26 protein-coding genes are annotated in these 26,251 nt (G+C 42.1%); 18 read left to right on the top strand and 8 right to left on the bottom strand.

Features of this window, described 5'->3' with window-relative positions:
* Window positions 1-74: 74 nt before the first annotated feature.
* From ACL9RF_RS01440 to rodA, 7 genes are all read left to right on the top strand, one after another.
* Complete coding sequence (locus tag ACL9RF_RS01440; RefSeq protein ID WP_422798811.1) at window positions 75-518, top strand: acyl-CoA thioesterase; 444 nt, start codon at window positions 75-77, stop codon at window positions 516-518.
* Window positions 511-2,187: a M1 family metallopeptidase gene (locus ACL9RF_RS01435; protein WP_422798810.1), complete on the top strand. Its 1,677-nt coding sequence runs from the start codon at window positions 511-513 to the stop codon at window positions 2,185-2,187. The genes ACL9RF_RS01440 and ACL9RF_RS01435 overlap by 8 nt, the downstream gene beginning before the upstream one ends.
* A gap of 148 nt (window positions 2,188-2,335) precedes the next feature.
* Window positions 2,336-3,358 carry a rod shape-determining protein gene (locus ACL9RF_RS01430; RefSeq protein ID WP_422798809.1) on the top strand — a complete coding sequence of 341 codons (1,023 nt, stop codon included), beginning with the start codon at window positions 2,336-2,338 and terminating at the stop codon, window positions 3,356-3,358.
* Window positions 3,359-3,458: 100 nt separating this feature from the next.
* Entirely contained in the window at window positions 3,459-4,298 is an 840-nt protein-coding gene (gene mreC, locus ACL9RF_RS01425; protein ID WP_422798808.1) for a rod shape-determining protein MreC, read from the top strand.
* On the top strand, window positions 4,291-4,815 hold the full coding sequence (locus ACL9RF_RS01420) for a rod shape-determining protein MreD (RefSeq protein ID WP_422798807.1): 525 nt from the start codon (window positions 4,291-4,293) through the stop codon (window positions 4,813-4,815). Before mreC ends, ACL9RF_RS01420 begins: the two co-directional genes overlap by 8 nt.
* 8 nt (window positions 4,816-4,823) lie before the next feature.
* Window positions 4,824-6,791: a penicillin-binding protein 2 gene (gene mrdA, locus ACL9RF_RS01415; RefSeq protein WP_422798806.1), complete on the top strand. Its 1,968-nt coding sequence runs from the start codon at window positions 4,824-4,826 to the stop codon at window positions 6,789-6,791.
* Window positions 6,784-8,061, top strand: a complete 1,278-nt coding sequence (rodA, locus tag ACL9RF_RS01410; protein WP_422798805.1) for a rod shape-determining protein RodA — start codon at window positions 6,784-6,786, stop codon at window positions 8,059-8,061. The genes mrdA and rodA overlap by 8 nt, the downstream gene beginning before the upstream one ends.
* On the opposite strand, the gene ACL9RF_RS01405 is transcribed toward rodA, so the two are convergent.
* Together ACL9RF_RS01405 and ACL9RF_RS01400 are read right to left on the bottom strand one after the other, a co-directional pair.
* On the bottom strand, window positions 8,058-8,912 hold the full coding sequence (locus ACL9RF_RS01405; RefSeq protein ID WP_422798804.1) for a nucleoside phosphorylase: 855 nt from the start codon (window positions 8,910-8,912) through the stop codon (window positions 8,058-8,060). The two genes, rodA and ACL9RF_RS01405, sit on opposite strands and share 4 nt — an antisense overlap.
* Window positions 8,909-9,526, bottom strand: coding sequence for an IMPACT family protein (locus ACL9RF_RS01400; protein WP_422798803.1), 618 nt, complete (start codon window positions 9,524-9,526; stop codon window positions 8,909-8,911). Before ACL9RF_RS01400 ends, ACL9RF_RS01405 begins: the two co-directional genes overlap by 4 nt.
* An 807-nt stretch (window positions 9,527-10,333) precedes the next feature.
* Between ACL9RF_RS01400 and ACL9RF_RS01395 the strand changes: the two genes are divergently transcribed.
* The 5 genes from ACL9RF_RS01395 to ACL9RF_RS01375 all read left to right on the top strand — a co-directional run bounded on the left by ACL9RF_RS01395 (window position 10,334) and on the right by ACL9RF_RS01375 (window position 15,585).
* Window positions 10,334-11,158 carry a prephenate dehydratase gene (locus tag ACL9RF_RS01395; RefSeq protein ID WP_422798802.1) on the top strand — a complete coding sequence of 275 codons (825 nt, stop codon included), beginning with the start codon at window positions 10,334-10,336 and terminating at the stop codon, window positions 11,156-11,158.
* A gap of 53 nt (window positions 11,159-11,211) precedes the next feature.
* A complete protein-coding gene (locus tag ACL9RF_RS01390; RefSeq protein ID WP_422798801.1) occupies window positions 11,212-12,318 on the top strand; it encodes a chorismate mutase in 1,107 nt (368 codons plus the stop codon).
* Window positions 12,318-13,565 carry a 3-phosphoshikimate 1-carboxyvinyltransferase gene (gene aroA, locus ACL9RF_RS01385; protein ID WP_422798800.1) on the top strand — a complete coding sequence of 416 codons (1,248 nt, stop codon included), beginning with the start codon at window positions 12,318-12,320 and terminating at the stop codon, window positions 13,563-13,565. The genes ACL9RF_RS01390 and aroA overlap by 1 nt, the downstream gene beginning before the upstream one ends.
* A gap of 78 nt (window positions 13,566-13,643) precedes the next feature.
* Window positions 13,644-14,738: a chorismate synthase gene (aroC, locus tag ACL9RF_RS01380; RefSeq protein WP_422798799.1), complete on the top strand. Its 1,095-nt coding sequence runs from the start codon at window positions 13,644-13,646 to the stop codon at window positions 14,736-14,738.
* A complete protein-coding gene (locus tag ACL9RF_RS01375) occupies window positions 14,728-15,585 on the top strand; it encodes an ROK family protein (RefSeq protein ID WP_422798798.1) in 858 nt (285 codons plus the stop codon). Before aroC ends, ACL9RF_RS01375 begins: the two co-directional genes overlap by 11 nt.
* Before the next feature lie 121 nt (window positions 15,586-15,706).
* Here the strand turns inward: ACL9RF_RS01375 and ACL9RF_RS01370 are convergent, their stop codons facing one another.
* Window positions 15,707-18,130, bottom strand: a complete 2,424-nt coding sequence (locus ACL9RF_RS01370) for an alpha-ketoacid dehydrogenase subunit alpha/beta (RefSeq protein WP_422798797.1) — start codon at window positions 18,128-18,130, stop codon at window positions 15,707-15,709.
* A gap of 178 nt (window positions 18,131-18,308) precedes the next feature.
* Here ACL9RF_RS01370 and ACL9RF_RS01365 point away from each other — a divergent pair, with 178 nt between their 5' ends.
* Together ACL9RF_RS01365 and ACL9RF_RS01360 are read left to right on the top strand one after the other, a co-directional pair.
* Window positions 18,309-19,025, top strand: coding sequence for a hypothetical protein (locus tag ACL9RF_RS01365; protein WP_422798796.1), 717 nt, complete (start codon window positions 18,309-18,311; stop codon window positions 19,023-19,025).
* A 66-nt stretch (window positions 19,026-19,091) separates the two neighbouring features.
* Window positions 19,092-19,547: an NUDIX domain-containing protein gene (locus tag ACL9RF_RS01360; RefSeq protein WP_422798795.1), complete on the top strand. Its 456-nt coding sequence runs from the start codon at window positions 19,092-19,094 to the stop codon at window positions 19,545-19,547.
* A 69-nt stretch (window positions 19,548-19,616) separates the two neighbouring features.
* Here ACL9RF_RS01360 and ACL9RF_RS01355 read toward each other — a convergent pair whose 3' ends face one another.
* From ACL9RF_RS01355 to ACL9RF_RS01345, 3 genes are all read right to left on the bottom strand, one after another.
* On the bottom strand, window positions 19,617-19,745 hold the full coding sequence (locus ACL9RF_RS01355; RefSeq protein ID WP_422798794.1) for a hypothetical protein: 129 nt from the start codon (window positions 19,743-19,745) through the stop codon (window positions 19,617-19,619).
* A 54-nt stretch (window positions 19,746-19,799) separates the two neighbouring features.
* Window positions 19,800-20,273: a 23S rRNA (pseudouridine(1915)-N(3))-methyltransferase RlmH gene (gene rlmH, locus ACL9RF_RS01350; protein WP_422798793.1), complete on the bottom strand. Its 474-nt coding sequence runs from the start codon at window positions 20,271-20,273 to the stop codon at window positions 19,800-19,802.
* Between the two features lie 352 nt (window positions 20,274-20,625).
* The gene (locus ACL9RF_RS01345; protein ID WP_422798792.1) at window positions 20,626-21,252 is read right to left on the bottom strand and encodes a helix-turn-helix transcriptional regulator; all 627 of its coding nucleotides are present in this window, start codon (window positions 21,250-21,252) and stop codon (window positions 20,626-20,628) included.
* A gap of 186 nt (window positions 21,253-21,438) precedes the next feature.
* Between ACL9RF_RS01345 and ACL9RF_RS01340 the strand changes: the two genes are divergently transcribed.
* From ACL9RF_RS01340 to ACL9RF_RS01330, 3 genes are all read left to right on the top strand, one after another.
* On the top strand, window positions 21,439-22,068 hold the full coding sequence (locus tag ACL9RF_RS01340; protein WP_422798791.1) for a superoxide dismutase: 630 nt from the start codon (window positions 21,439-21,441) through the stop codon (window positions 22,066-22,068).
* Window positions 22,069-22,137: 69 nt separating this feature from the next.
* Entirely contained in the window at window positions 22,138-22,638 is a 501-nt protein-coding gene (locus ACL9RF_RS01335) for a DUF2480 family protein (protein WP_422798790.1), read from the top strand.
* A 4-nt stretch (window positions 22,639-22,642) separates the two neighbouring features.
* Window positions 22,643-23,179 (top strand): NADPH-dependent FMN reductase, encoded by a 537-nt coding sequence (locus ACL9RF_RS01330; RefSeq protein ID WP_422798789.1) that lies wholly within the window; start codon window positions 22,643-22,645, stop codon window positions 23,177-23,179.
* 46 nt (window positions 23,180-23,225) lie between these two features.
* Here ACL9RF_RS01330 and ACL9RF_RS01325 read toward each other — a convergent pair whose 3' ends face one another.
* Window positions 23,226-24,254 carry a threonine aldolase family protein gene (locus tag ACL9RF_RS01325; RefSeq protein WP_422798788.1) on the bottom strand — a complete coding sequence of 343 codons (1,029 nt, stop codon included), beginning with the start codon at window positions 24,252-24,254 and terminating at the stop codon, window positions 23,226-23,228.
* Window positions 24,255-24,339: 85 nt separating this feature from the next.
* Between ACL9RF_RS01325 and ACL9RF_RS01320 the strand changes: the two genes are divergently transcribed.
* The gene (locus tag ACL9RF_RS01320) at window positions 24,340-25,050 is read left to right on the top strand and encodes an AAA family ATPase (RefSeq protein WP_422798787.1); all 711 of its coding nucleotides are present in this window, start codon (window positions 24,340-24,342) and stop codon (window positions 25,048-25,050) included.
* A 92-nt stretch (window positions 25,051-25,142) separates the two neighbouring features.
* Here the strand turns inward: ACL9RF_RS01320 and ACL9RF_RS01315 are convergent, their stop codons facing one another.
* Window positions 25,143-25,964 (bottom strand): siderophore-interacting protein, encoded by an 822-nt coding sequence (locus ACL9RF_RS01315; RefSeq protein ID WP_422798786.1) that lies wholly within the window; start codon window positions 25,962-25,964, stop codon window positions 25,143-25,145.
* Between the last annotated feature and the right edge of the window lie 287 nt (window positions 25,965-26,251).

Raw genomic sequence — 26,251 nt, 5'->3', positions numbered from 1 at the left:
TTAAAATCCTAAATTAGGTGTTATAATTGAAGAACAGTAAATTTTTAGCTACTTTTAAACCAAAGGTTAATATTATGACAGAAAATATTTTTTATAAAGGTCAGGTGCTGTGGGCACAGATTGATGCCAACCAGCACTTAAGGCACTCCGCTTATGCCGACTTCTGCGCGCAGGCGCGGACGAATATGTTGTTCAAAATGGGCCTTTCTATAGCTGATTTTGGGAAGTATAAAATTGGCCCTATATTATTCCGGGAAGAGCTTATTTATAAAAGAGAGATTCGTATTGACGAATTTATTCAAGTTGGGGTGGAACTCACAAAGTTTAACCCTAAAAATGGAAGGTTTTCTTTTCGACATTACGTTTATAAAGAAAACGGAGACCAGGCTGCCATTGTGCATGTCGACGGCGCTTGGCTAGACCTCGCCTCACGTAAATTAACCAACATTCCGCCGGAATGGGATGCTGTTATTCAAAATATCCCTAAATCCGACGATTACGAGGAAGTACATGCGTAACACCATTTTTTATGCATTCCTGCTAGGTTGCTTGGCGCTGTTGGGGTTTGCCCGCACGGGCAATGCACAGTTAATGCGGGCAAAGGAGCTGTTCACGAAAGCGGACTCGCTTCGCGGACAGCTTACATTTTTACGTAGCTGTTATGATGTAAAATATTACCACCTTGATATTCGGGTGGATATCCCTCATAAAGCTATTTCGGGTTCTAATCTTTTTGTGTTCGAAGCGGTAGAGGATTTCAACAAACTGCAATTTGACTTATTTGACAACCTCTCGGTTGATAGTGTAATATACCAGGGTAAGCTGCTGCCCTTTACCAGAACGTACAATGCTGTATTTGTGACATTTCCACGTGTTATTGAAAAGGGAAAGTTGGACTCCTTTACTGTTCATTATGCAGGGAGCCCGGTACAGGCCACCCGCGCCCCGTGGGATGGTGGCTTGGTCTGGAAAACCGATAAAAATGGGCTTCCTTTTGTTGCTACAGCTGTACAGGGGCTTGGCGCTAGTGCCTGGTGGCCCAATAAAGATCACCTCTCTGATGAGGCCGATAGCATGCTGATTTCTGTCGCCGTACCGAAAAACTTGATTAATGTATCCAATGGTAGGTTGGTGAAAACCGAAAACCTACCGGATGGCTTCACAAAATACCATTGGAAGGTGGTAAACCCGATAAACAATTATAATGTTGCTTTAAACATTGGCGACTACCTGCATTTTCAGGAGCGGTATAGGGGCGAAAAAGGACTTTTGGATATTGGGTATTATATCCTTCGTGAAAATAATAGCAAAAAAAATAAAAAACACCTGCGCAAAAATGTGACCCAGACCTTGGCGGCATTGGAACATTGGTTTGGCCCCTACCCTTTTTATGAGGATAGTTATAAAATTGTGGAAACACCGTACTTAGGCATGGAGCATCAAAGTGCCATTGCCTATGGTAACCGATTTATGAACGGTTACCTGGGTGCCGATCGCTCGCATACGGGATGGGGAAATAAATGGGACTTTATTGTGGTTCACGAATCTGGTCACGAATGGTTTGGAAATAATATAACAGCCAAAGATGTTGCCGATATGTGGATACACGAAAGTTTTACGACCTATTCGGAGGCGTTGTTTATTGATTACCATTTTGGTAAAGAGGCTGGCAATGCGTATTTGTATGGCTTACGTGCGGGGATATTAAACGATTCGCCGATGCAGGGGCCTTTTGATGTCAATAAAGAGGGTTCGGTAGATATGTATATTAAGGGTAGTATCCTGCATCATATGATTCGTACCATGCTGGACAACGACATGCAGTGGCGAAATGTTCTGCGCGGCCTAAACAAGAAATTTTATCACCAGCAGGTTGATTATGCAGCTATATTAAACGAGATGTGTGCGTCGACTGGAATTAACCTGCGCCCTATATTTGCCCAGTATATTCAACATCGCGACATCCCGAAACTGGAGGTTAAGGAAGGGGAAAACGGAGGGGTAATGGCGCGATGGATTGCGGATGTACCGAATTTCAGTATGCCTATACACTTAGGCATTAAGGGCCAGAACCTGCAACGCGTAAACCTCACGGCAGCATTTTCTCAAGTGCCGATTGCTGGTTTATCCACACAAAATTTACAGGTCGATACCTTGAATTATTTTATCGACCTTCGTGTACAATAAAAGGGATATTTCATGCGTTTTAAAGAATGGGCTCAGAGCGAAAATTTCTATAAATTGCGTGTATTTTTTTTCGTTTTCTAACCTATCTTAATCGATTTTTTTCAGTAGGTTTGCATTAAATTTTAAAACAGAATTAGGACGCACTTAAATGGGGTTATTTAATTGGTTTACGCAAGAAGTTGCGATTGACTTGGGTACAGCAAATACCTTAATTATCTATAATGACAAAGTAGTAGTTGATGAACCTTCTATTGTTGCATTTGACCGCACGACCAACAAGGTTATTGCTATTGGTAGACAGGCTATGCAGATGGAGGGTAAAACGCACGACAATATAAAAACAGTAAGGCCTTTACGCGATGGTGTTATTGCTGATTTTACAGCTGCTGAGCATCTTATCCGCGGTATGGTAAAGTTAGTGAGCAACGGTAAATCGTGGTTCTTCCCTTCTTTACGTATGGTAGTTTGTATTCCTTCGGGCATTACCGAAGTGGAAAAACGTGCCGTACGCGACTCGGCAGAGATTGCGGGTGCTAAAGAGGTTTACTTAATCCATGAGCCTATGGCTGCTGCAGTAGGTATTGGTATTGATGTGGAAGAACCGGTGGGTAATATGATTATCGATATTGGTGGTGGTACAACAGAAATTGCAGTTATTGCGCTGTCTGGAATTGTATGCGATCAATCTATCCGTGTAGCGGGAGATAATTTCGACTCGGATATTGTGCAGTACATCCGTCGCCAGCATAATATTATGATTGGAGACCGTACCGCAGAAAAAATTAAAATTGAAGTGGGCGCGGCATTGCCAGAGCTTACCGATCCGCCAGCAGATTTTGCCGTTCAGGGTAGGGATTTAATGACGGGTATTCCAAAACAGATCACCGTTTCGTATACCGAAATTGCACACTGTTTGGATAAGTCTATTTCGAAAATTGAAGAAGCGATTTTGAAAGCCTTGGAGATTACACCGCCAGAGCTTTCTGCAGATATTTACCAAACGGGTATTTACCTTACCGGTGGTGGCGCTTTACTACGTGGATTGGATAAACGTATTCAAGCGAAAACAAAACTTCCGGTGCATGTTGCCGAGGATCCACTACGTGCGGTTGTTCGCGGTACAGGTATTGCCTTGAAAAATATTGGAAGATTTAAGTTCTTAATGCAGTAATACCTTTTTAATATAGGTCATATTAAAGTTGTACGCGATATAGAACTCCAAAGTATTCTATATCGCGTATTTATTAACACTCTAAACATAATTGCAGTAAATGAAAAACCTTTGGCTCTTTCTGGTAAGATACAATGCCTTCTTCTGGTTTGTGCTGTTTTTCGGTTTTTCGATTTTCCTTGTTGTCCAAAACAACAATTACCAACGCTCTGCTTTTGTAAACTCGTCGAATGTGGTGGTTGGTTATTTTTATGAAAAAGTGAATGCCTGGAAAACTTTCTTACAACTTAGCATTACCAATGAACAGCTCGCGCAGGAAAATGCTTTATTACGGGCGCAGCTGCTGGAGCAGCATACTGAACCGGAAGTATTAAGCCCTATTCAAGTTGCGGATAGCAGTACCCTATCCCGGTATGAGTTTATTGTGGCCAATGTTGTAAACAACAGTATTCATCAAAAGAGCAACTTTATAACCCTGAATAAAGGGTCTGAAGATGGAATAGAGCCTGACATGGGCGTTATTACATCCAATGGTATCATAGGAACGGTATTAAATGTGTCCAAGCATTTCAGCACCGTGAAATCACTGCTTCACCCCGACACCAAGATATCGGTTAGTTTAAACAACTCCCAGGTGTTTGGCTCCTTGGTATGGGGTAATAATACAGACTCGCGCTTTGCCATGGTCCGCGATATCCCTAACCATGTTAAGGTGCATATTGGCGAGCCGGTATTTACATCGGGCTATTCGACCAAATTCCCTAAGGGTATAAAAGTAGGTCATATTTTGGAAACTGATATTACCTCGGGCGACAGCTTTAAGGATATCCGTATTCTATTAACGACAAACTTTGCCAATTTAAACTTTGTGTATATTGTAAAAGATAAACAGGCCAAAGAAAAAATTGAACTTGAATCCTTGAATAAAGATAATGGCTAAGATAGTAATCTATAACATCCTTCGTTTTGTCGTACTGCTGGTATTACAAATCGCCGTTTTAAAAAATATAGGCTATTACAATATTGTTGCGCCATTTCCATATATTTTAATTATCTTGTTGCTTCCAATAGGCTTTCCAAATATTTTGCTTTATAGTTTAGCTTTATTGACGGGCTTGTCTATTGATGCGTTTTACGATAGCTTGGGCGTACATGCTGCGGCATGTGTGGCCATGGCATTTTTTAGGATATTTTTCCAAAATATTACCTTAGAAGTGGATGAAAAACAGTCCATGGATACCCCAAATTGGGGAAACCAGGGTTTTAAATGGTTTGCGACGTATATTGTACTATCGACCATAATTCACCACTTGGTATTATTTTTATTGGAGACGTTTTCTTTCAGCAATATTCTACAAACCTTGTCGAGCGCTTTATTAAGTAGTCTATTTACCATAGTTTTAATTTTCCTTTTCAGCCTACTGACCTATAGAGGAAAAAAACGCTTCGTTAACTAAAGAGTTATATGAACAGTTTTTTTGAAAGAAAGTATGTAATCCAAGGGATTTTCATCGCTATAGCGTTGATTATTATTTCCCGATTGGCGTATATCCAACTGATAGATGATTCTTATTTATTATCGGCAAACAATAATGTTCTCCGCAAGGTGGTAGTTTATCCGGCACGGGGGGTGGTGTTAGACCGTAATGGTAAGGTCTTGGTGCAGAATGAACCTGTCTATGATTTATTGGTAACACCTAAAGAGGTTAAAAACATCGATACAGCATTGTTATGCCAGCTTATAAATATCGATAAGCAGGGTTTTATTACGCGAATGGAGAAGGCCCGTGCGCACTCCCCTTTCCGTGCTTCAACGTTTGAAAAACTTATCCCTCCTGATATTTATGCCCGTTTTCAGGAGCATCAGGATAAATTTCGTGGCTTTTATGTGCAATTGCGTACGATTAGAAATTATCCGGATAGTATTGCTGCACAATTTCTCGGCTATATCCAGGAGGTAAACGACCGCGACATCGAGCGCTCCAAAGGGTTTTACCGCATGGGCGACTATATTGGTGCCTCGGGTGTGGAACGCTCTTATGAGGATCTTATCCGCGGAAAACGCGGTGTTAAAAATCAAATGGTCGATGCCTTAAACCGTCCGAAAGGTATATTTATGGACGGCAAATACGATACCCTTGCTGTTTCTGGTGATGGCTTGGTTTCCTCGCTGGATAAGGACTTGCAGGTATTAGCCGAGAAGTTAATGAAAAATAAACTGGGTTCGGTTGTCGCCATTGAACCGGCTACCGGCGAAGTGCTTACCTATGTGAGCAGCCCCAGCTATAACCCCAATATGATGGTTGGCCGTGACCGTGGCAACAATTACATGAAGCTGCTTAACGACCCCCTACGCCCTTTGTTTAATCGCCCTATACAGGCTTCCTACCCACCAGGGTCGGTATTTAAGGTTGTTGCCGCATTGACCGCGCAGGAGGCGGGGGTAATTACATCGCAGACCATATTTAATTGCCCGGGTGGCTACCGTTATGGTGGCGGGCGTGCAATTATGCGTTGTACACACGTGGATGGCCCTACAGACCTTATAAAATCTATACAGAAATCCTGCAATACGTACTATGGTTATGTTTATGCGCGGATGATTGATTCGCGCGGTATGTCGGGACCAAAAGCTTATGGTTTATGGCGCGACGGACTGATGAAGTTTGGCCTTGGCCATAAACTGGGTATCGATCTTCCGGGAGAAAAAGGGGGGAATATTCCTACACCGGAATATTATACCAAACGCTTTGGCAATGAAACCTGGCGCTCGAGTTATAACATCTCCTTATCCATTGGCCAGGGGGAGCTTGGCATTACGCCCCTACAGATGGCGAATATTATGGCTATTGTTGCCAATAGAGGCCATTATTACCGACCTCACTTGGTGAAAGGTATTGGCGACAAAAAAATGGTGCGTGAAGAGTATACCGAAAAGATTTATGCTGGTGTAGACCCTAAATATTACGAGCCTGTAATCGAAGGGATGAGCCGCGCCGTGAATGTATCCGGTGGTACCGGTTACTCCGTACGCATCAATGGCATTGAGATGTGCGGTAAAACGGGTACCGTGCAAAATCCACACGGCGAAAACCACGCTGTATTTTTTGCCTTTGCCCCTCGGGTAAACCCGAAGATTGCTATCGCAGTATTTGTGGAAAATGCCGGTTATGGCGGCACCTGGGCCGGCCCTATTGCCAGTATGTTGGTCGAAAAATATATTACCGATACCATTACGCTTCCTAAACACCTTCAGGATCGTATTATGAATGCGAATCTGGAGCCCAAAATCATAAAGAAAGCGGTTCCTGCAAAAAAGGAAAATATCCAAAATACGAAAGACAGCGTAAAACAAAACAACAGGCAAGCCACAAACACGAAAAATACCGCATTAATAGTACAGCATAGTCAAGTAAGAAGAAACCATGAATAATTTAAACAACAAAAGCTTCTTTGGCCGTATCGACTGGTTAACAATCTTTCTATGGTTATCTTTATGTATTATCGGATGGTTTAATATCCATGCGGCAGTTTTCGACCCTAACCATGCGAGCATCTTTAACCTGGATACCAACTACGGTAAACAATCGATTTATATTTTTACGGCTTTCATTATCGGTATTTGTATACTAATCATAGATCAGCGTTTTTTTATATCCATGTCGCCTATTATTTATGGCGTTGTGGTGCTGCTGTTGGTGGCCGTGTTGGTTGTAGGCCGAAACGTAGGTGGTAACCAGGCGTGGATTCCTTTGGGAAGCTTTCGCTTGCAACCTTCGGAGTTTGGAAAGCTGGCCACCTGCTTGTTACTGGCCACTTACCTGAATACACAAACCAATAAAACACCGAATCTGCAAAGCCTTGCTATTGGTGCTTCTATTGTATTATTTCCGGTGATGTTGGTTATGCTGCAGCCGGATACAGGATCGGCATTAGCCTTTTTCTCGTTAATATTTGTGTTTTACCGCGAGGGATATTTAAGCACCCAGTTTTTGATCTTGGGGGCTTTAGCCATTTTACTCTTTGTGCTTGCCCTGCTGGTGCCCAACCAATGGATATTAATCGGTATTGTGGCCGTGATTTGTGGATTTGCCATTTTTCTATTCCGCAAAAAACAGAAGTATATTATTAACATCGCTATCTTCTTTGTCGCTTCCGCAGCTTACATTTCGGTAGTTGACTTTGCTTATGATAATATTTTACAACAACACCAACGTAACCGGATTGATATTATCTTAGGGAAAATGGACGACCCCAAGGGACAGGGGTATAATTTAAATCAATCGAAAATCGCTATCGGCTCTGGGCAGCTTTTCGGTAAAGGCTATCTGCAGGGTACACAAACAAAATATAATTTCGTGCCTGAACAAAGTACAGACTTTATCTTCTGTACCATTGGTGAAGAATGGGGTTTTGTAGGCTCTGTAACCTTAATAGCCTTATATATTGTATTACTGCTGCGCATTGTACACCTGGCCGAGCGGCAGCGGACAACCTTTGCCCGCACTTATGCTTATGGTGTAGCGTCGATTCTATTTTTCCACTTTTTTATTAATATCGGTATGACCATAGGTATCGTTCCGGTAATTGGTATTCCACTACCCTTTATTAGCTATGGGGGTTCTTCCCTATGGAGTTTTACGATTCTATTGTTTATCCTCCTTCGTTTTGACTCGGCCCGCAAAGGCCTATCGCCAAACTAAATCTTGGCCATAATTTTTTGTATCGCTTGGTCAATAACTTCGGTAGGGTTTGCACAGAACTCATCCATCACGCGGGAGGCTAGAATAACATTAATGGAAATCGCATGGTGCCCAAACATATTGGAAAGCGCATAAATCCCGGCTGTTTCCATCTCTAAATTTGTTATCTGCCGTTCCTCGACGATAAAATTCTGTGCTCGCTGTATTAAATCGGGGTAAACATTATGCGAACGCACACAGCGCCCTTGTGGCCCGTAAAATCCAGGAGCAGTCATGGTAATACCTTTAGGTAAATCGGAAGCAAATTGTGCTAAAAGCTTTTCGCTAGCCCGACCAACATAGGGCTTGAAGGATAAGCTGGAAAACTGCAGCTCAATAGCGGCTTTCAAACGCGATTCCATTGGGCTGTATGGCTTGACATAATACTGCATTAACGCATCGAAACCAATTGCATAATCGCTAGCCAGTACGGTTCCGATGCTGAGGTTTCCACGTATAGACCCGGAAGTTCCTATACGAATTATAGCGAGCGATTTAAGCTCTTCCTTCAGGGTTTTGGTTTCAAAATCTACATTGACCAAAGCGTCCACTTCATTCAAGACAATGTCGATATTGTCTGTCCCGATTCCTGTAGAAATAACGGAAATCCTTTTATTACGCAGTCGCCCAGTATGGGTTATAAATTCGCGTTTACCTTTTTTTAATTCAATAACATCAAAATATTGCGACACCATAGCGACACGATCAGGGTCGCCAACAAAAATAATGGTGTCACCAATATCTCCTGGAAGGAGATTCAAATGGTAGATACTACCATCGGCGTTTAGTATTAATTCAGAATCTGCAATCATAACGTGTTAATATAGGAGACCTGCACATCCTCCAGCTGGCTTAACTTGCCTACCACGGCTTCCACCTGAAGTTGTCGCATTTCTACTACTAGAACACAATTATTGTCAAAATGTTGTTCCAACACGGAAATATTTTCATCTTTTACGATCCGCATTACTGCGTTCATCTGTAAATATTCAAATTGCACCCTATACACATCATTCACCGTACGTTCGACAATAGAGGCTTCATCTAAACATGCCTGGGTAGCACTTTTATAGGCATTTATCAATCCAGGAACCCCCAGTAGCGTTCCTCCGAAATAACGCACCACAACCACCAAAATATTGGTAACATTTTTCGATAAGAGCACATTGAGTATAGGCCTTCCCGCGGTACCTGACGGCTCTCCATCGTCGTTAACCCGGAAAACGGCACGGTCGGGTGTTAAACGGTAAGCCCAACAATGATGGCGAGCCTTTGGATGCAATGCCTTCAGTTCGGCAATGATATCCTTCAATTTAGCCTCGTCTTTAAACGGATAGGCATACGCCACAAACTTACTTCCTTTATCCCTGAATATACCTTCAGCGGGTTGTTCAAGGGTTAAATACGTATCTTCAAATAAACTCATATTAAGAAATTAAAACCCTGCAATCCATGGCAGACTACCGCCAAAGATATTGATTATGATTCTCATTTCTGTAACCTGTCGGCTTTGATAAACGTATCTTCTCTACCTATTCCTTTGGATTAGCTATGGGCTAAGGTATTATCCTATTCGTAAGGCTATAGCTTAGAAACCTAGAACATAGAATACCAGGTAAAAAAAACGGTTATAGATACTTATATTTCCGGAGTCGCGCTATTTTCAAACTTTAATTTAAGGATTTTAATACCTTTTAGCGTTTGGTTTTCGGGTAAAACCTACGCCAACAGCCACAATTATCATAGAATTATCAAAAAATAGAGTAAATATTAAGCTTTTTTTAAGCTTATTTTTTAACCTAAAAATAAGCTTATTTATAGGTTAAAAATGGTCATAAAAATATGCTAAAATAATTAAATATTAAAAATACAAAAACCTATTAATCAAATTATTAAGAAAAAACAATGTGAATAAATAAGCAAAACCTAACACAAAAAACACCTAAAAAATATAAACAAAACAGGCTTAAAAAAGCATTTTTTAAGGCAAAAAAAACAGTAAAAAAACATTTTTTTTAAAACTTTTTTGAAAAAATATTTTGATTTAATAGTTCTATCGTTTACTTTTGAACCATCAAAACAGAGACATGAATAACTTTGCTACATATAACTATTTTTACTTCTTTTATTTTACCAATAAAAGCCGGGACTAGTATGTATTTAGCATATAGATAAAGAAATTTAGAAAGTCCCGCGTTTAACTCGGGACTTTTTTTTTGACCATAACGCAGCTATGAAAACAAAAATTGCAATTCAAGGTGTTAAAGCCTCTTTTCATGAGGAAGCAGCATTCAAATATTTCGGTGAAGATATCGAAACTATTGAATGTGGATCTTTTAAGCAAACCTGTGAAATGTTGAAAATGGGTAAAGCGGACTATGTGGTAATGGCGATAGAAAATTCCATTGCTGGAAGCATCTTGCCCAACTACAATTTACTACGTGACTACCGTTTTCATATTATTGGTGAGGTGCACTTAAATATTCAGCAAAATTTACTGGCATTGCCGGGGGTTAAAATTTCGGATATTTTAACCGTTGAATCGCACCCTATTGCCATCCGTCAATGTGACGAATTTTTGGGCGAGTATCCAAACTGGACCATTAAGGAGGGTATGGACACTGCCGGCTGTGCTAAACGTATTAAAGATGAGCAGCTTAAAACGACCGCTGCCATAGCTTCGGAGTTCGCTGCAAAAATTTATGGGTTAAATATTCTAGAAAAACGTATTGAAACACATAAAAAAAATGCCACTCGTTTTTTAATTCTCTCCAACGATATTGTTGAGCAAAAGAGCGCCAATAAGGCTTCTTTGTCTTTCCAAACAGGAAATGCGGTGGGTTCTTTAGCCGCCGTATTGCAGTGCTTTGCAGAGCAGCATGTCAACCTCAGCAAAATACAATCGATGCCGGTTGTGGGCCGCCGTAATGAATACGATTTTTATGTGGATGTAGAATGGAAAAAACAATCGGATTTTGATGCCGCCATTCGTAAAGTACTTAAACATACGGTAAATTTCAGTATCATGGGTGAGTATATCAAAAACGAAAAAGTATAATTTAATAAGACAGGTAAATATAATTTTTGAAAAAATAAAAAAACTATAATAAAATGAAACATTCTTTAGACATCCTTCCCCTAAGTTCATGGATTGACACTGGCGACAAACCTTTGGTAATCGCGGGCCCTTGTAGTGCAGAAACCGAAGAGCAACTGGTATCGACAGCACACTTGTTGGCGAATACGGGTAAAGTTAATGTATTACGTGCGGGTATCTGGAAACCGCGTACTCGCCCAGGCGAATTTGAGGGTATTGGTAGTATTGGATTAGAATGGTTAAAAAGAGCTAAAGCGGAAACTGGTTTGTTAACTGCCACAGAAGTTGCCACAGCGAAACACGTGGAAGAGGCTTTAGCTGCTGGTGTGGATGTTTTATGGGTAGGTGCACGCTCTACAGCAAACCCTTTTACCGTACAGGAAATTGCAGATGCTTTAAAGGGTGTTGATGTTCCTGTATTTGTTAAAAACCCGGTAAACCCGGATCTTTCCTTATGGATTGGTGCCTTGGAGCGTATTAATGGTGCGGGCATCAAAAAATTAGGCGCTATTCACCGTGGTTTCTCCTCGTTCGAGAAAACAGCATTCCGTAATGAGCCGATGTGGGACATCGCTATTCAGTTAAAAACTATTGCTCCTGAGCTTCCTATTATCAACGACCCTAGCCATATTTGTGGAAACCGTGAGTTGATTCCTTACATCACACAAAAGGCGATGGATATGGATATGCAGGGTTTAATTATCGAATCGCACATCGATCCATCGGTAGCGTGGACAGATGCGAAACAACAGGTTACTCCTGCCGCATTGGCCGAATTATTAGATAATGTTGCGGTGCGTAAAGCTGGATCTAACAACCCGGTATTTGAAGATAAATTAGCGGAATTACGTCAGCAGATTGATAAATTAGACGATCAAATTTTAAAACAAATTGGCGACCGTATGAAAATTGCGGAGAAAATTGGGGAATACAAAAGAGATAACAACGTTACAATCTTACAGGTGTCACGCTGGGATGAAATCGTTCAGAAACGTGTTCAATTGGCGAAAGCATTGAATATCTCGGAAGATTTTGCTGTTAAATATTTAGAGCTTTTGCATAACGAATCTATTCGTAAGCAAAATGAAATTATGAACAGCAAAGCAAACGCGGAGGCATAATGGGGCATGCTAGCATAACGCTCTCTCATGCAACAAAACAGGTAAATGGCACGGTACAGCTCACGGGTTCTAAATCCGAGAGCAACCGCGCTCTTATTATCCAGGCGCTTAGCAAGGGAAAGGTGCAGATAAAGAACCTTTCGAGTGCCGACGACACGGTATTGTTAACGGCAGCCTTACAACAAGCACACGCTGCTGGCGAGAACGTAAAGACAATTGATATTGGCCCTGCAGGAACGGCCATGCGTTTCATGACTTCTTACTTGAATTTGTGTACGGGGCAGTTTGTATTAACGGGTAGTGCGCGTATGCAACAACGCCCGATAGGGATATTGGTAGATGCTTTGCAACATATGGGTGCTTCCATAGCCTATAAAAACCAACCGGGCTACCCTCCGTTACATATCCAAGGTCCGTTTCAACAGGCAAACCCTGAGGTAGCGATAAAGGGCGATATCAGTAGCCAATATATCTCCTCCCTTCTACTGGTTGCTTCGGCAACGGAACAGGGCTTATCTTTAAAAATTGAGGGCGAATTGACATCGCGGCCGTATGTGACTATGACTTTAAATATGCTTGCCGAAGCGGGTATACAGCATACTTGGGAAGGGAATACCATACAGATAAAACCCCAAGCTGCACAAGAAAGCACAATTTATATCGAGCCGGATTGGTCTGCTGCTTCGTACTGGTATGCGATGGTGGCTCTTTCAAATGCTGGAGAGGTACGCTTACCGGGCTTAAAACGTAATAGTTTACAAGGCGACCGGGAAATTGCAGATATTATGACGCACTTTGGTGTGAACACTACGTTTGAGGATGAGGGTATTCTGCTTCAGAAAACTACCATTACTTCGGATAAGCAGTTGTTCGACTTTAAGGAGTGCCCCGATTTAGCACAAACGGTAGTGGTGGTTGCTTCGGCATTGAAACGTGATGTTTCCTTTACGGGCTTAGAGACGTTAAAGATTAAGGAGACCGATCGTATTGCTGCACTACAAAATGAAATTGCAAAATACGGCGCAAAACTTATTGCGGATGGGGAAACCTACCATTTAAAAACGGCCGATGTTAAAGAACCGGCATCATTGGATATTCATACCTATGAAGACCATAGAATGGCGATGGCATTTGCGCCTTTAGCTTTGGTATTTAATGCCGTAAACATCCACGAACCTCAGGTGGTTGAAAAATCATACCCTAGTTATTGGGAAGACCTCTCGAAGTTAGGTTTTTCGATTAAATAGTCTATATTTATGGAAATCGTCTATATATTTTACGAAAATGTATAGACGATTTAATATATTTACCGAACTTAATAAATTATGGCAGGAAATTCTTTTGGAGATATTTTTAAAATTACAACGTTTGGCGAATCGCATGGTTCTGCAATCGGTGTTATTTTAGATGGATGTCCTCCTAATATTGAAATAGATGAAGCATTTATCCAATCGGAATTGGATAAAAGAAAACCAGGTCAATCGAAGATTACCACACAACGAAAAGAAAGCGATACGGCACAGCTGCTATCCGGGGTCTTTGAAGGTAAATCTACGGGTACACCGATCGCGATTGTTATCCCTAACGAAGATCAACGCTCGAAAGACTACTCCCATATCATGGATAAGTTTAGGCCTTCTCATGCTGACTTTACGTATCAGATGAAATATGGTATTCGTGATTATAGAGGCGGAGGTCGCTCGTCGGCACGTGAAACTGCTGCGCGCGTCGCGGCTGGTGCTATTGCAAAACTTTTCTTAAAACAACAGGGCATCGAGGTATTTGCCCATGTTTCCGGCGTAGGAACAATCGAGGCGCCAAATGTGGATACCACGGATCTTTCGGCCCTCCTTAGCCTACGTGAAGCGAACATAGTACGCTGTGCCGATCCGGCAACGGCTCATCAAATGGAAGAGTTTATTCAGGTTATCAAAAAAGATGGCGACACGGTGGGGGGAAGAATTTCAGCCGTTATACGTAATGTACCTGTCGGTCTTGGTGAACCGGTGTTTGATAAACTTCATGCCGACCTGGGCAAAGCTATGCTGGGGATTAATGCCGTGCATGGATTTGAATATGGCTCTGGATTTGAGGGCTCTACCTTAAAGGGGTCTGAGCATAATGATATCTTTGATAAAAACGGTGATAAGGTGGTTACACATACTAACTTTTCAGGGGGTATACAAGGCGGTATATCCAATGGAATGGATATAACCTTCAAAGTTGCTTTTAAGCCGGTGGCGACTATTATGCGCGATCAGCCTACCTTGGATACCGACGGACAGGAAACGACAATTTCGGGCAAAGGCCGCCATGATCCTTGTGTCGTACCACGTGCTGTTATTATCGTTGAGGCGATGGCGGCATTGGTGATAGCTGACCAACTTTTAAAACAAAATGCTTATGCTAATGTCAGATAATAATTCTACATATATTTTAGCATGCGATATCGGAGGTACTCATATTACCTCCGCTATCGTTCATACACGAACTTGGGAAATTCTTTCGGATACAATCTCACGTAATGTTGTTAACTCTAACTCAGATGCTAAATCGATTTTATTGAGTTGGACCGCCAATATTCTGGCATGCCAGAAAAAATTTGGCCAACCTATTTCAAATATAGGTATTGCTATGCCAGGGCCTTTCGATTATGAACAGGGAATCTCGCTGATGCAGGGGCAGAATAAGTATGATGCGCTGTATAAAATGAATACCAGCAAGGCATTGCAGGAGAATTTGTCGAATGCACAGCTGAATATCCGCTATATTAACGATGCCGCAGCTTACCTGCAAGGTGAGGTTTTTGGACAACAACGGGAGCATGAATCGCGTATACTTGGTATTACATTAGGTACAGGTTTAGGCAGCTCGGTACGTAGCTATGGAGAAAAGGCCTTTGATGCCGACCTTTGGAAAGCGCCTTACCGCAATGGGATCTTTGAAGAACACCTGGCGACACGCTGGTTTACGGAGCGCTTTAAAGCGCTTACGAATATTGAAAAAGAGGGATTTAAAGAAATTCTGACAGATTATAGTGATTTACCCGAATTTCAGCAGCTTATAGTGGAGTACCGTGATAACCTTTACGATTTCCTCCGGTATTTCAGCAGCTTGCACCAAAGTTCCAAATTTATACTGGGCGGCAACATCGCTAAAGCTTGGCCTATTATTGGCAATAGCGAGCGCTTTAATGATTTTGAAATTAGCGTGGGTATATTTGAAGAAAAAGCAGCTTTAATTGGTGCTGCTTCCTTATTTGAATAAAGGCTGATAAAAGCCTCCCCTAGTTTAGCGGTATATTAAAACTATAGTTTCGCCTGTATTTCGAAAACCTTACGCTTTACAGCTTAACAAAAAAAATGTTGAGCTGTAAAGCGTATAGGGCTTAAGCATCCAGCAAGGGAGGGTATTGTTGCGGTGCAACCTCGTTCATAATAGCATAAACAGACTCTACAACATCATCGACCGAAGGCTTGGTAAAATAATCGCCATCCGAACCATAAGGAGGTCTATGTGCTTTTGCCGACAAGGTTCTTGGTTGCCCATCAAGGTAGAAATAGCCTTGCTGAACTTCCAGGATTTGCTGCAGGATAAAGGCTGAAGCACCTCCCGGTACATCCTCATCTACCACCAATAGACGGCTTGTTTTCTGTAGCGATTGGGCACAAATTTGTGTCCGATCAAATGGCTGCAGACATTGCGCATCAATAATTTCTATGGATATTCCAATTTTCTCCAGCTCCAATGCCGCTTCTTGAACTATGCGTAGGGTGGAACCATAGGATACTACGGTAACATCTTTTCCGTCGCGAATCTTTTCGGCAATGCCTAATGGCACCTTAAACTCGCCAATATTGCGCGGCATCTTCTCCTTCAGACGGTAGCCGTTAAGGCATTCTACAACCACTGCAGGATCATCCGACTGTAATAAGGTATTGTACATGCCGGCAGCCTGCGTCATATTTCTAGGCACACAAATATGTACGCCGCGTAGCGATGCCAGTAAAACCGTCATCGGCGATCCCGAGTGCCATATCCCCTCGAGCCGGTGGCCGCGGGTACGTATAATTAATGGAGCCTTCTGCTGCCCTTTCGTACGGTAACTCAAGGACGCAAGGTCGTCGCTTAATACGGGTAATGCATAAATCAGGTAATCCAAGTACTGAATTTCAGCAATAGGTCGTAATCCTCGAACCGCTAAACCTATGCCCTTTCCGATAATTGTAGACTCGCGAATACCGGTATCGAAAATTCTTAATTCGCCATATTTATCTTGTAAACCTGCAAAACCCTGGTTGACATCACCAATTTTCCCAACATCTTCCCCAAAGGCCACCAAACGCGCATCGCGACTAAAATTCGCATCGAAGCAAGCATTCAGCACCTCACGACCATCAACAATCGGAGCATCGGCAGCATAATCGGCATCTACAACCGAAACCTGCAAGGGCGATCCTGCCGATTCAACATATAAATTCGAGTTATAGCGTTCTGCATTTACCTGTTGCTTTTGTTTATACCAGCTAAGCAACGCTTCCTTTGGCGAGGAGTTTACAAAACGTAGCTCACGCAATACCAGGCGCACCGTAGCATACACATCCTTTAATGTAGGCTCGGTATTACTCTGCAACAATTTTAGCGGCAGCTCTGCGGCATCTTCCTCCAGCGCCTTCAATAGCGTAATCCCCTCTTCAACCTCCTCCTGCATCATCCTTCTATAGTCTGTCCAGGCACGCTTCTGCTCGCTACGCACATAAGCCTTAGCCTGCTGTTCCATTTCTGCCAGCGCCGCTTCGGTGGCCATGCCAGACTCTAAAATCCAGGCGCGCATTTTGGTGTTGCAATCGTAGTCTACCTCCCATTGCAAGCGCTCGGGCGATTTATAACGCTCGTGCGAGCCCGAGGAGGAGTGCCCCTGCGGCTGCGTAACCTCTACCACATGCACAATACACGGAATATGCTGCTCACGTGCTAATTTCGCCGCCTGCTCATAGGCTTCACATAGTCCCGGATAATCCCAGCCTCTAACTTTAAAAATCTCGAAACCTGCCCCTTTATCATCGCGCTGAAAGCCTCGAAGTACTTCGGATATATCTCCCTTTGTGGTTTGCACACTATTGGGTACGGAAATACCATAGCCATCGTCCCAGATGGAGATCACTGCAGGCACTTGATGTACACCAATTGCATTTACGGCCTCCAGGAAAACCCCTTCCGAGGTTGCCGCATTACCTATAGTACAAAAAACAACCTCATTCCCTTCGTTAGAGAAGTAGCTTAAATACGCTAACTCCGGGTTATGTTTATATAATTTCGACGCCAAGCCCAAACCTACTGTACGCGACATTTGTCCGCCGGTTGTGGAGATATCCGAAAAGGAATTTTTCTGTGTCATTTGGTTCTTCCAGCTGCCATCAGGATTTACCTGATTTGTCGCAAAATGTGCTACCATCTGCCGTCCTGCCGAGGAGGTATCGGCCTTAACATCTGGCGTCGCATACAGTTGAGAGAAGAAGTGATATACATTGGTAATGCCTGTGGCAAAAGCAAAAGTCTGATCCCGATAATAGCCAGACCGCCAATCGCCATCTTTAAAGACCTTGGCCAAGGCCAACTGTGCCAGCTCTTTGCCGTCTCCAAATATTCCAAATTTAGCCTTCCCTGTTAACACTTCCTTACGGCCTATCAAACTCACGATACGACTTTGCACCGCTTGGGCATAGTCACTTAAAATAATTTCACGAAAGTCATCAAAACTCAATTTGGAATTGAACAAATATTCTGGCCCTTTAAATTGCGTATCTACCATTTATTATTCTCAGTTTTAACAAAAGTAACAAATTTAGTTTTTACAATATACTCAATAATTTATTATTATGGCTAAAATGCGTTATACATTAATTTTCTAATCTCTTTAAAATATACAGCTGAATTTGGTACATTTAACCCGAAAGAATTGTAAATATAAATAAATAGAACGTACGATTATGGATAATGATAGCACTGTAGGATTAGGAGATTTAGAAAAAACGGTATCTTTAAATGCGCTGGTGGAGGTTCCTTTTGCAGAAAGAGACCAAGAATGGGTAGCCAGCTTCTTGAGCAATATTGCAGATGCAAACTTAAAATTAGGTAACCCGGAGGTGGTAATAGCGAGTGATGGTTTTCCTTATGTACAAGTACAAACTGTAGCAACAAACGAGAACTTCCAGGCTTTTGTGATTAGCAAGCAGCTGCCTACCCTATTGCTTCAGGGTTTTGGTATCGTCGTAAATGCACAAAATGAACAGCCTGACTGGGTATTCACGTATGGCGATATTGTAAACTTTGAGCTCAACGATACTTTCTATAGTGAGGATCATCTCTTTTCGCAGCATAAAGAGAATGTCGTAATCGGCAACGATGAAAAAATATTAATCGGACAGCCATCGGATAGTATCTTGCCGAAATATCTACGCAATCAGCTGCGCGAATTCTTAAACCATGCGGGCATAAAAACGCCTAAAACCATGCTTATTGCGCGTAATTTCGAAGACGAGGCGGTGGTTAAGCAGGACCTTGTTTTTAACTTTACACCGGGACAATTTGCGAATGAACAAGCCTTCCAGCAGGTGGGCAACACGATAACCTGGTTCTTGCCGAGACATTATTCAATTTTATTTATCGACGAGATGGCGGTAGAAAATGGATTTCAACAGATCTAACTTAAATATAGAAAATAGCGTACTACCCCAAAAAGAGATATTGTGTTGACTAGTGTAAGGAATAATATGTATCCGTTTAATGTGAGAGTGTATGGCATCTTAACCAATGCCGACAATAAGGTTTTAATTACGGATGAAAGAACACAGAGTGTAGCCTTCACCAAATTTCCGGGTGGCGGACTAGAATACGGTGAGGGATTAATTGATGCCCTCAAAAGAGAATTTATGGAAGAGTGTAATCTGAAAATCGAGGTTGTAAAACATATATACACCACAGACTTCTATGAAAAATCCAGCTTCAACGAGAGTCAGATTTTGTCGGTTTATTACCAGGTTAAGGCCTTGGAACCGTTAGCCATGCCTATTAAAGACAAAGCATTTGACTTTGACCCTTATACGGGGAACGAGAAAGATGAGGTTTTCCGACTGGTAAATATAACAGAGCTTAAAAACGAACAGCTGACCTTTAAAACGGATCAGGTAGCCTGGCAAAGATTTTTAGCAGAATTTCCTGCACCTTAATATAATTCAAAAAAAAAATGCTGTTCAAAAAAAATGAACAGCATTTTTTGAAGGTATAATGTACACGATTTACTTAAAAAAATACGCCACTGCGGCTATGGCTACTCCACAAAGGATTATAAGCCATTTAAGACTAGACCCTTTACTGCCTTCATCACTTTTAAATCTATAATCGCGTTTATACTTATCCATATCCATAATTACCTCCTTTTTAATACAATGATGCGTAAAAATATACAATTCCACAAAAAATTATTCATGATGGTAGGGCTCTCCCCGCATAATACTGAAGGCTCTGTATACCTGTTCTACAAAAAATAACCGTACCATTTGATGCGAAAAGGTAAGTTTTGATAAACTGATTTTAAAGTTGGCACGTGCCATCACCGCCTCCGAAAAACCGTATGGACCGCCAATTAAAAAGACCATATGTTGCACACTGGCCAGCATCTTCTGCTCCAGGTAATTGGAAAATTCTACGGAACGAAATTCTTTACCATGCTCATCCAGCAGTACTAGAAAATCTTGATTCCCAATTTGCTTCAGAAACATCTCGCCTTCTTTTTCTTTCTGCTGCGCCTCGGACATATTTTTAACGTTTTTAATATCCGGAATAACAGTTATGGTAAACGTTACATAATGTTTTAATCGCTTCAGGTACTTATCAATTCCCTCTTGTATGTATTTATCGTCTGTTTTTCCAATACAGATTAAACTTATCTTCATGTTACAAAATTAGTACTTACCGGCGATAAATAAACATTTAAGATATGCACTATACCAGCAACAGTCGGACGACTTCCTTTGTATTAGCCTGACCGGGGTATTACGCTCCGGTTTTTCTACGGCCGCTGCAGCTCTGGTCGCCATACCATAGCGCAAAGTGAAGCCCCAGCAAGCAAGGCCGGAATAAGCGGCCTCCCATTGTATATTTCGCCTTACACAGGCGTCCATAAATACGGTAACACAGCTGGATAAGATGCGGATGAATAGGCCTATATGACCGCAATTTTGGTATACGCTAAACATAAAAATGTAGGTAGATAACCTGCAGCAATGGAGATAATACGACAAGCACTTACCTCAGTTTGGTTATTTTATAGGTACAGCGCAACGCACCCGAGATAATATGCTGTGTTCTGTCGACAAAAAATTTAGGCCCTAAAAGCTCCTGGAAGTTTTTTAACTCGGCTCTACAGAAGCCTTGACATTCGGTCGCGGCAGCACAAATCGGGCAATGGTTTTCCATAAAAAAATAACTGTTCCCCTCTTTCTTCCACTCGGCAAGATATCCCTCATCCGAACGAAGTGCGGTTAGCGTTATTAATTTCGCTTCCAAGGTTTTATCAGACGCCATTGCGTTAGCATACCGATCGTAAGTTTGCTTCTCGCGATCTGAAATCAATAAATTAAGCGCATTTTCACCTAACAAATTTTTCACCGATTGCAGGAGGTCTACTGTAATCTGTGCATGGGTATCCGGAAATTTAGACCTTCCCTTATCGGTAAGCATAAAATATGCTGTAGGCCGCCCTACCCCCTCTTTTTTAGCTTCAACAGCAATATAACCCTCATCGGAAAGTTTTACCAGATGCTGCCGAGCCCCCTCTTTGGTCATACCTAACTTTTCTGCTAGGTAGGCTAAAGTAACTTCTCCTTGCATCTTTATTTCCATTAAGATCCGATCGACGCTTTCTTTCTTCATAATTATACAACTGCAAACTTGTTTTATAAGGATTTACAAATATAAAAAAATCCGACGTTAACTGTTATGCTTTTAAATCGTTGGTATTACTACGTATAAAGGATAGGTTGGGAATTTATTAAAACAAGTAAAAACTTGTTTTATTAAATTCCTTTTTGTTCATTTGCAGTATAAATATTAAAAGCTATGTCACCATACATCTTACCCGCGCTTCCATATGCTTATGCTGCATTAGAGCCATTTATCGACACAGAAACGATGACAATTCACCACAGCAAGCACCACCAGGGCTATGTGGATAACCTGAACAAGGCTCTTATCGATACAGGGGCTGAACACCTGGATTTACTAACACTATTACAGCGTAGCAGCACCTTTAGTGCGACCCTGCGCAATAATGCTGGCGGACATTATAACCATAGCCTCTTCTGGGCCATCCTGTCGCCAGATGCGCAACACCTGCCTACCGGCGATTTAGCCATAGCCATTAAGGAGACCTTCGGAAGTGTAGACCAGCTAAAAGAAGACATTCAAAAAGCAGGGCTGGCGCAGTTTGGCTCAGGTTGGGCTTGGTTATATCTAAAAAAAGATGGCAGCTTAGCCGTTGGTGCTACCGCAAACCAAGACAATCCGCTTATGGATAATGCTCCTATTCAGGGATTCCCGATTCTCGCTGTTGATGTTTGGGAACATGCCTATTATTTAAAATACCAAAACAAACGTGCCGATTATTTACAGGCATTTTGGTCGGTTTTAAACTGGTCGGCAGTTGAGGCCTTGTATGCGGAAGCTAAACAGGTTAAACTAGGCGAATAGATAGGTTGTATATAAGAATAGAGCAGCAACCTGAGTTGCAGTAATTTCAAAACATTTTTACCCACAGCCATGAACGTAACACCTCTTAACAATAAGGTAGAAAATTCGGGAATTATAACCGTCGATATTTTGGAGTATAAACCCTTAGATACGGTTTTATTTCTCGATATTAAGGACTTCCTATATATGGGGCTTATTATTCGGGAAAAAGATTTTAAAGCCTTGGTCTCAAATTATGCCTGGGAAAAATTTAAAAATAAGCCTGTAGCCATAGGTTGTACCGCGGATACCATTATTCCGACTTGGGTTTTTATGATGCTGGCCGATAAACTACAACCGTATGCTACGGTGGTGGCCTTTACGACAACAGAAGACCTTACCCTGTGGTTGTGGCTCGACCATATAGCGGGTGCTGACTTTTCGGAATTACAGGACAAAAAGGTTGTCGTACGTGCGCATTTTAATATACACCCGTCTTTATACATTGCCCTTACCACAAAATTGAAACCCCTCGTAAAAACCTTAATGTACGGCGAAGCCGGAATGCCTAAGGTAATTTATAAAAAGTAAAAACATGAAAGTATTAATCTTCAACGGGGCATTAGACAGAAGAGCTGATGCCACATCCGAACGCATCAGCAACTTTTTAAGTACCCTACTCCAAGCCAATGCGGTGGAAACGGAAATCTTTAAAGTAACGGATTCCGGTATTCCCTTATTTGATCTTTCGCTAAGCAAAACCCCTATTGCTGTGGAACGCATGAACCAAATATTCCGGGATGCCGATGCCCATATCTGGCTGAGCCCTCTATACCACGGCAGCATGACCGGTGTTATGAAAAATTGTTTAGACTGGTTAGAATGCACTGCAAAATTGCCAAATCCTTACCTTAGTCATAAAAAAGTTGGACTTGTATGCTGGGGTGATGGCGTACAAGCGATGCAAGGTATAAATGCTATGGATGCCGTTGCTAAAGCCCTGCGGGCATGGACTCTACCTTTTAGCGTACCCATACAACGTGGCGATCTGTTTACCCCCGAGGGTACCCTAACGCAAAAATACCAGGAGCGCTTTACGCTACTTACCCAACTGTTATGGACTAAAATATAAGTGGGACAGGATAAAAATATAGAAGCATAAGGCTAACGCGGCAGCGTTAGCCTTGCTGTAGTACAGCTATAAAGGCCTTCACCTGCTCTTCCTCCGTTGCCCAAGACGTTATTAAACGGATGGCGGTATGCTCGGAATCGATTTCCTTCCATTCCAGAAACTGAAACTTCTCTTGCAATAACGCAATACATCGATTGGGTAAAATAGGGAAAATTTGGTTGGTTTCAGAATCGGTTAAAAAGCCATAGCCCTGCTCTGAAATAGCCTCCTTTAACAGCTGCGCCATCGCATTGGCGTGTGCAGCCAGTTTAAAATAGAGGGCATCTTCAAACAAGGCTAGAAACTGTATACCCAATAACCGACCTTTAGCCAACAGCGCTCCTTTCTGTTTTAAGATATAGTCGAAACCACGGGCAATATCTGGATTTGCAAAGACGATCGCCTCTCCCAATAGTGCCCCGTTTTTGGTACCCCCAATATAAAAAACATCCGTTAACGCATGTATATCCGCCATTGTAAGATCGTTGCTTGCCGCCATTAAAGCATGCCCTAACCGTGCGCCATCCATAAAAAGCAGTAAATCGTGCTTTCTGCAACAGCGATGTAAGGCCTCCAGCTCGGACTTGCGGTAATGGGTTCCTATTTCCGTTGAATTGGAGATATACACCAACCGTGGTTTTACCATATGAGGGCGCATAGCATACTGCTGTACAACCTGCTCTATAGCATCAGGATCCAACTTACCATCTGCTGTAGCTACCGTAAGCACCTTATGCCCTACCGCTTCTATGGCACCCGTTTCGTGCCTAACAATATGGCCTGTGTCCGCAGAAATCACCGCCTCGTAAGGGCGCAATACATGGGCGATAACCATAAGATTTGTCTGTGTGCCCCCAGAAGCAAAAAACAGAGATGCCTCTGAATTTCCTAATAGCCTATGCAACAACCTTTTGGCCTCCACCGAAAAAATATCGTCGCCATAGCCATTTTCCTGCTGTAAATTACGTGCTATCAACTTCTCTAAGACACGGGGGTGCGCACCCTCGGTGTAGTCATTTTTAAAACTATATCGCATTATATTACTTACTTTTGTATGGTGTAAACAAAGATAGTTAAATACAGGTTACAGCCTATAGGAAGCCCTTTACAAAGCAAAAAAAATGAATATTTACGATTTAATTATTAACGACAAAACGGTCGTAACCTTGGATGAAGTGTTTTTGGCACCGGAGAGTGCAACCGCCGTAAGTCAGCTGATCCGTGAACACAAACATATAGCTGCATTAACAGCCTACGGCCTACCTGTAAATACAAAGATTCTTTTGAAGGGACAGTCCGGATGCGGAAAAACAACTACGGCAAAGGCCATAGCGCAGGCGCTGGGCAAGCAGCTATTGATTTTAAATCTAAGCAATATTATCTGCTCCAGGATTGGCGAAACCTCCCAAAATATCAAACAACTGTTCGATAAAGCAGCACGTGAAAAATCCGTTTTGTTTCTAGACGAGTTTGATCAGATAGGCAAAGCCCGGGGAAATGACGACAAGGATGTCGGCGAGATGCGGCGTTTAGTAAATACACTCCTACAGTTAATCGATTATTTCCCGAAGGATGCTTTGTTAATATGTGCGACAAACCATGCCGAGATTATTGATACGGCCCTACTACGCAGATTTCAAGTTCACATAAACTTTCAGCTTCCCGATAAAGAAACACTAGACAGGTACTACGATCAACTGTTAAGACCGTTACCCGCGTCGTTACAACAATTTGAACGTAAATATAACCGATCCTTTGCCGAAGCCAGAGATTATGCCTTTACCCAGGCTAAAGGAATACTACTGCTCGAATTAGAACAAGCAGAATCCTAAAAAGTAAGGTTTTAAAAACCTTACTTTTTAAGATATCCTGAACAAGGCAGCCCGTTATTCCAAACAATTTAACCCTATCCGATGCCTCATACCTAATCGGCCGATTGCTTTTCCTGCTGCCGTTCATTTGTCGAGCGATCCTCCGCAACACCCGACTTCCAATACGAGTAGGCATACAACTCCTCTTTAGTCCAGTTTTTTTCCTGACGCAAATAAGAACGCAATGCCTTCACGGTATTGTACTCTGCAGCAACATAGGCAAAGCGATTTTCCAAAGGCAGGTCATAGGTCTTCACCAAATCTGCAAGCGTACTCCCCTCCTGTGGATTTGGATTAAACAGCCATTTAAAGGTCATATCCGCATTCGTTTGCAACTGCTGTACATCCTCCGCTGTTGCCACCTCAATACTACAGATCCCCGATGCCGTAGCGGGTAGATGCTCTAATATGGCTGCCAGCACCGGAATAGCTGTGGCATCCCCCACCAAAAGATAATTGTCGGCCGCAGCATACAACTCCGTTTTACCATCCTTCATTAGCAGCCCCAGCACGTCCCCCTCCGTTGCCGATAAAGCCCAAGCCGATGCTGGTCCCTCATCACCATGTACGGCAAAGTCAATCCATATTTCCTTTTTTTCCAGATCTATACCGCGGTGGGTATAGGTGCGTATTGCAGGCCTCAGATTTTCGGCAGGCTGTATCCAAACCTCTTTTTCACTATCGAAAGTTGGAAAATGAATCTCTTGTAAACCTCGCGGAGGGATCAAAATTTTATTATTTACCCCCACCGTAGTATTGGAAAAGCGAGCTATATTAGGTCCAGTAAGAAAAATGCGAATATAATGTGGCGTAATTTGTTCCTTCCGAACAACCGTCATAACCTCTTGTATAATGCTTAATTTTGAATTTGCCATGATATCACTTGAATTATTTAGAATGCTTCTAAATTAAGAAATAAAAACAAAGGCACCAAGTAAATCTAATCTAACAAAAATTGTAGGGCCCTAAAACCAACCGCTAAAAGTACAGGCCCCTCTATAATCGAAATACAGGTTACAACCAGACACAAAATTAGGCATCACCGTATTTTTCCCTTCTTAATGAAAAAAAAATGTAATCTTTACGGGTTCCCGTTTTAAATACCTAAATAGGGTACCTATCTTTAGACTATAACGCCTGTTAATACAATGTTATTCATTAT

The organism is Sphingobacterium sp. Mn56C (genome assembly GCF_049319645.1).
In the GTDB taxonomy this organism is placed as follows: domain Bacteria; phylum Bacteroidota; class Bacteroidia; order Sphingobacteriales; family Sphingobacteriaceae; genus Sphingobacterium.
Note: the sequence above shows the minus strand (reverse complement) of the source record. Positions and strands in the feature narration are given on the sequence as shown.

Bases quoted from the DNA above. Each gene is read 5' to 3' on its own strand.
- rodA (WP_422798805.1), top strand. From the start codon at position 6,784: ATGAATAATTTAAACAACAAAAGCTTCTTTGGCCGTATCGACTGGTTA.
- ACL9RF_RS01355 (WP_422798794.1), bottom strand. From the start codon at position 19,745: ATGGATATGGATAAGTATAAACGCGATTATAGATTTAAAAGTGATGAA.
- ACL9RF_RS01430 (WP_422798809.1), top strand. From the start codon at position 2,336: ATGGGGTTATTTAATTGGTTTACGCAAGAAGTTGCGATTGACTTGGGT.
- ACL9RF_RS01405 (WP_422798804.1), bottom strand. From the start codon at position 8,912: ATGATTGCAGATTCTGAATTAATACTAAACGCCGATGGTAGTATCTAC.
- ACL9RF_RS01335 (WP_422798790.1), top strand. From the start codon at position 22,138: ATGAACGTAACACCTCTTAACAATAAGGTAGAAAATTCGGGAATTATA.
- mrdA (WP_422798806.1), top strand. From the start codon at position 4,824: ATGAACAGTTTTTTTGAAAGAAAGTATGTAATCCAAGGGATTTTCATC.
- ACL9RF_RS01345 (WP_422798792.1), bottom strand. From the start codon at position 21,252: ATGAAGAAAGAAAGCGTCGATCGGATCTTAATGGAAATAAAGATGCAA.
- ACL9RF_RS01440 (WP_422798811.1), top strand. From the start codon at position 75: ATGACAGAAAATATTTTTTATAAAGGTCAGGTGCTGTGGGCACAGATT.
- ACL9RF_RS01375 (WP_422798798.1), top strand. From the start codon at position 14,728: ATGTCAGATAATAATTCTACATATATTTTAGCATGCGATATCGGAGGT.
- aroC (WP_422798799.1), top strand. From the start codon at position 13,644: ATGGCAGGAAATTCTTTTGGAGATATTTTTAAAATTACAACGTTTGGC.
- ACL9RF_RS01320 (WP_422798787.1), top strand. From the start codon at position 24,340: ATGAATATTTACGATTTAATTATTAACGACAAAACGGTCGTAACCTTG.
- rlmH (WP_422798793.1), bottom strand. From the start codon at position 20,273: ATGAAGATAAGTTTAATCTGTATTGGAAAAACAGACGATAAATACATA.
- ACL9RF_RS01365 (WP_422798796.1), top strand. From the start codon at position 18,309: ATGGATAATGATAGCACTGTAGGATTAGGAGATTTAGAAAAAACGGTA.
- ACL9RF_RS01370 (WP_422798797.1), bottom strand. From the start codon at position 18,130: ATGGTAGATACGCAATTTAAAGGGCCAGAATATTTGTTCAATTCCAAA.
- ACL9RF_RS01395 (WP_422798802.1), top strand. From the start codon at position 10,334: ATGAAAACAAAAATTGCAATTCAAGGTGTTAAAGCCTCTTTTCATGAG.
- ACL9RF_RS01360 (WP_422798795.1), top strand. From the start codon at position 19,092: ATGTATCCGTTTAATGTGAGAGTGTATGGCATCTTAACCAATGCCGAC.
- mreC (WP_422798808.1), top strand. From the start codon at position 3,459: ATGAAAAACCTTTGGCTCTTTCTGGTAAGATACAATGCCTTCTTCTGG.
- aroA (WP_422798800.1), top strand. From the start codon at position 12,318: ATGGGGCATGCTAGCATAACGCTCTCTCATGCAACAAAACAGGTAAAT.
- ACL9RF_RS01420 (WP_422798807.1), top strand. From the start codon at position 4,291: ATGGCTAAGATAGTAATCTATAACATCCTTCGTTTTGTCGTACTGCTG.
- ACL9RF_RS01435 (WP_422798810.1), top strand. From the start codon at position 511: ATGCGTAACACCATTTTTTATGCATTCCTGCTAGGTTGCTTGGCGCTG.
- ACL9RF_RS01390 (WP_422798801.1), top strand. From the start codon at position 11,212: ATGAAACATTCTTTAGACATCCTTCCCCTAAGTTCATGGATTGACACT.
- ACL9RF_RS01340 (WP_422798791.1), top strand. From the start codon at position 21,439: ATGTCACCATACATCTTACCCGCGCTTCCATATGCTTATGCTGCATTA.
- ACL9RF_RS01325 (WP_422798788.1), bottom strand. From the start codon at position 24,254: ATGCGATATAGTTTTAAAAATGACTACACCGAGGGTGCGCACCCCCGT.
- ACL9RF_RS01400 (WP_422798803.1), bottom strand. From the start codon at position 9,526: ATGAGTTTATTTGAAGATACGTATTTAACCCTTGAACAACCCGCTGAA.
- ACL9RF_RS01330 (WP_422798789.1), top strand. From the start codon at position 22,643: ATGAAAGTATTAATCTTCAACGGGGCATTAGACAGAAGAGCTGATGCC.
- ACL9RF_RS01315 (WP_422798786.1), bottom strand. From the start codon at position 25,964: ATGGCAAATTCAAAATTAAGCATTATACAAGAGGTTATGACGGTTGTT.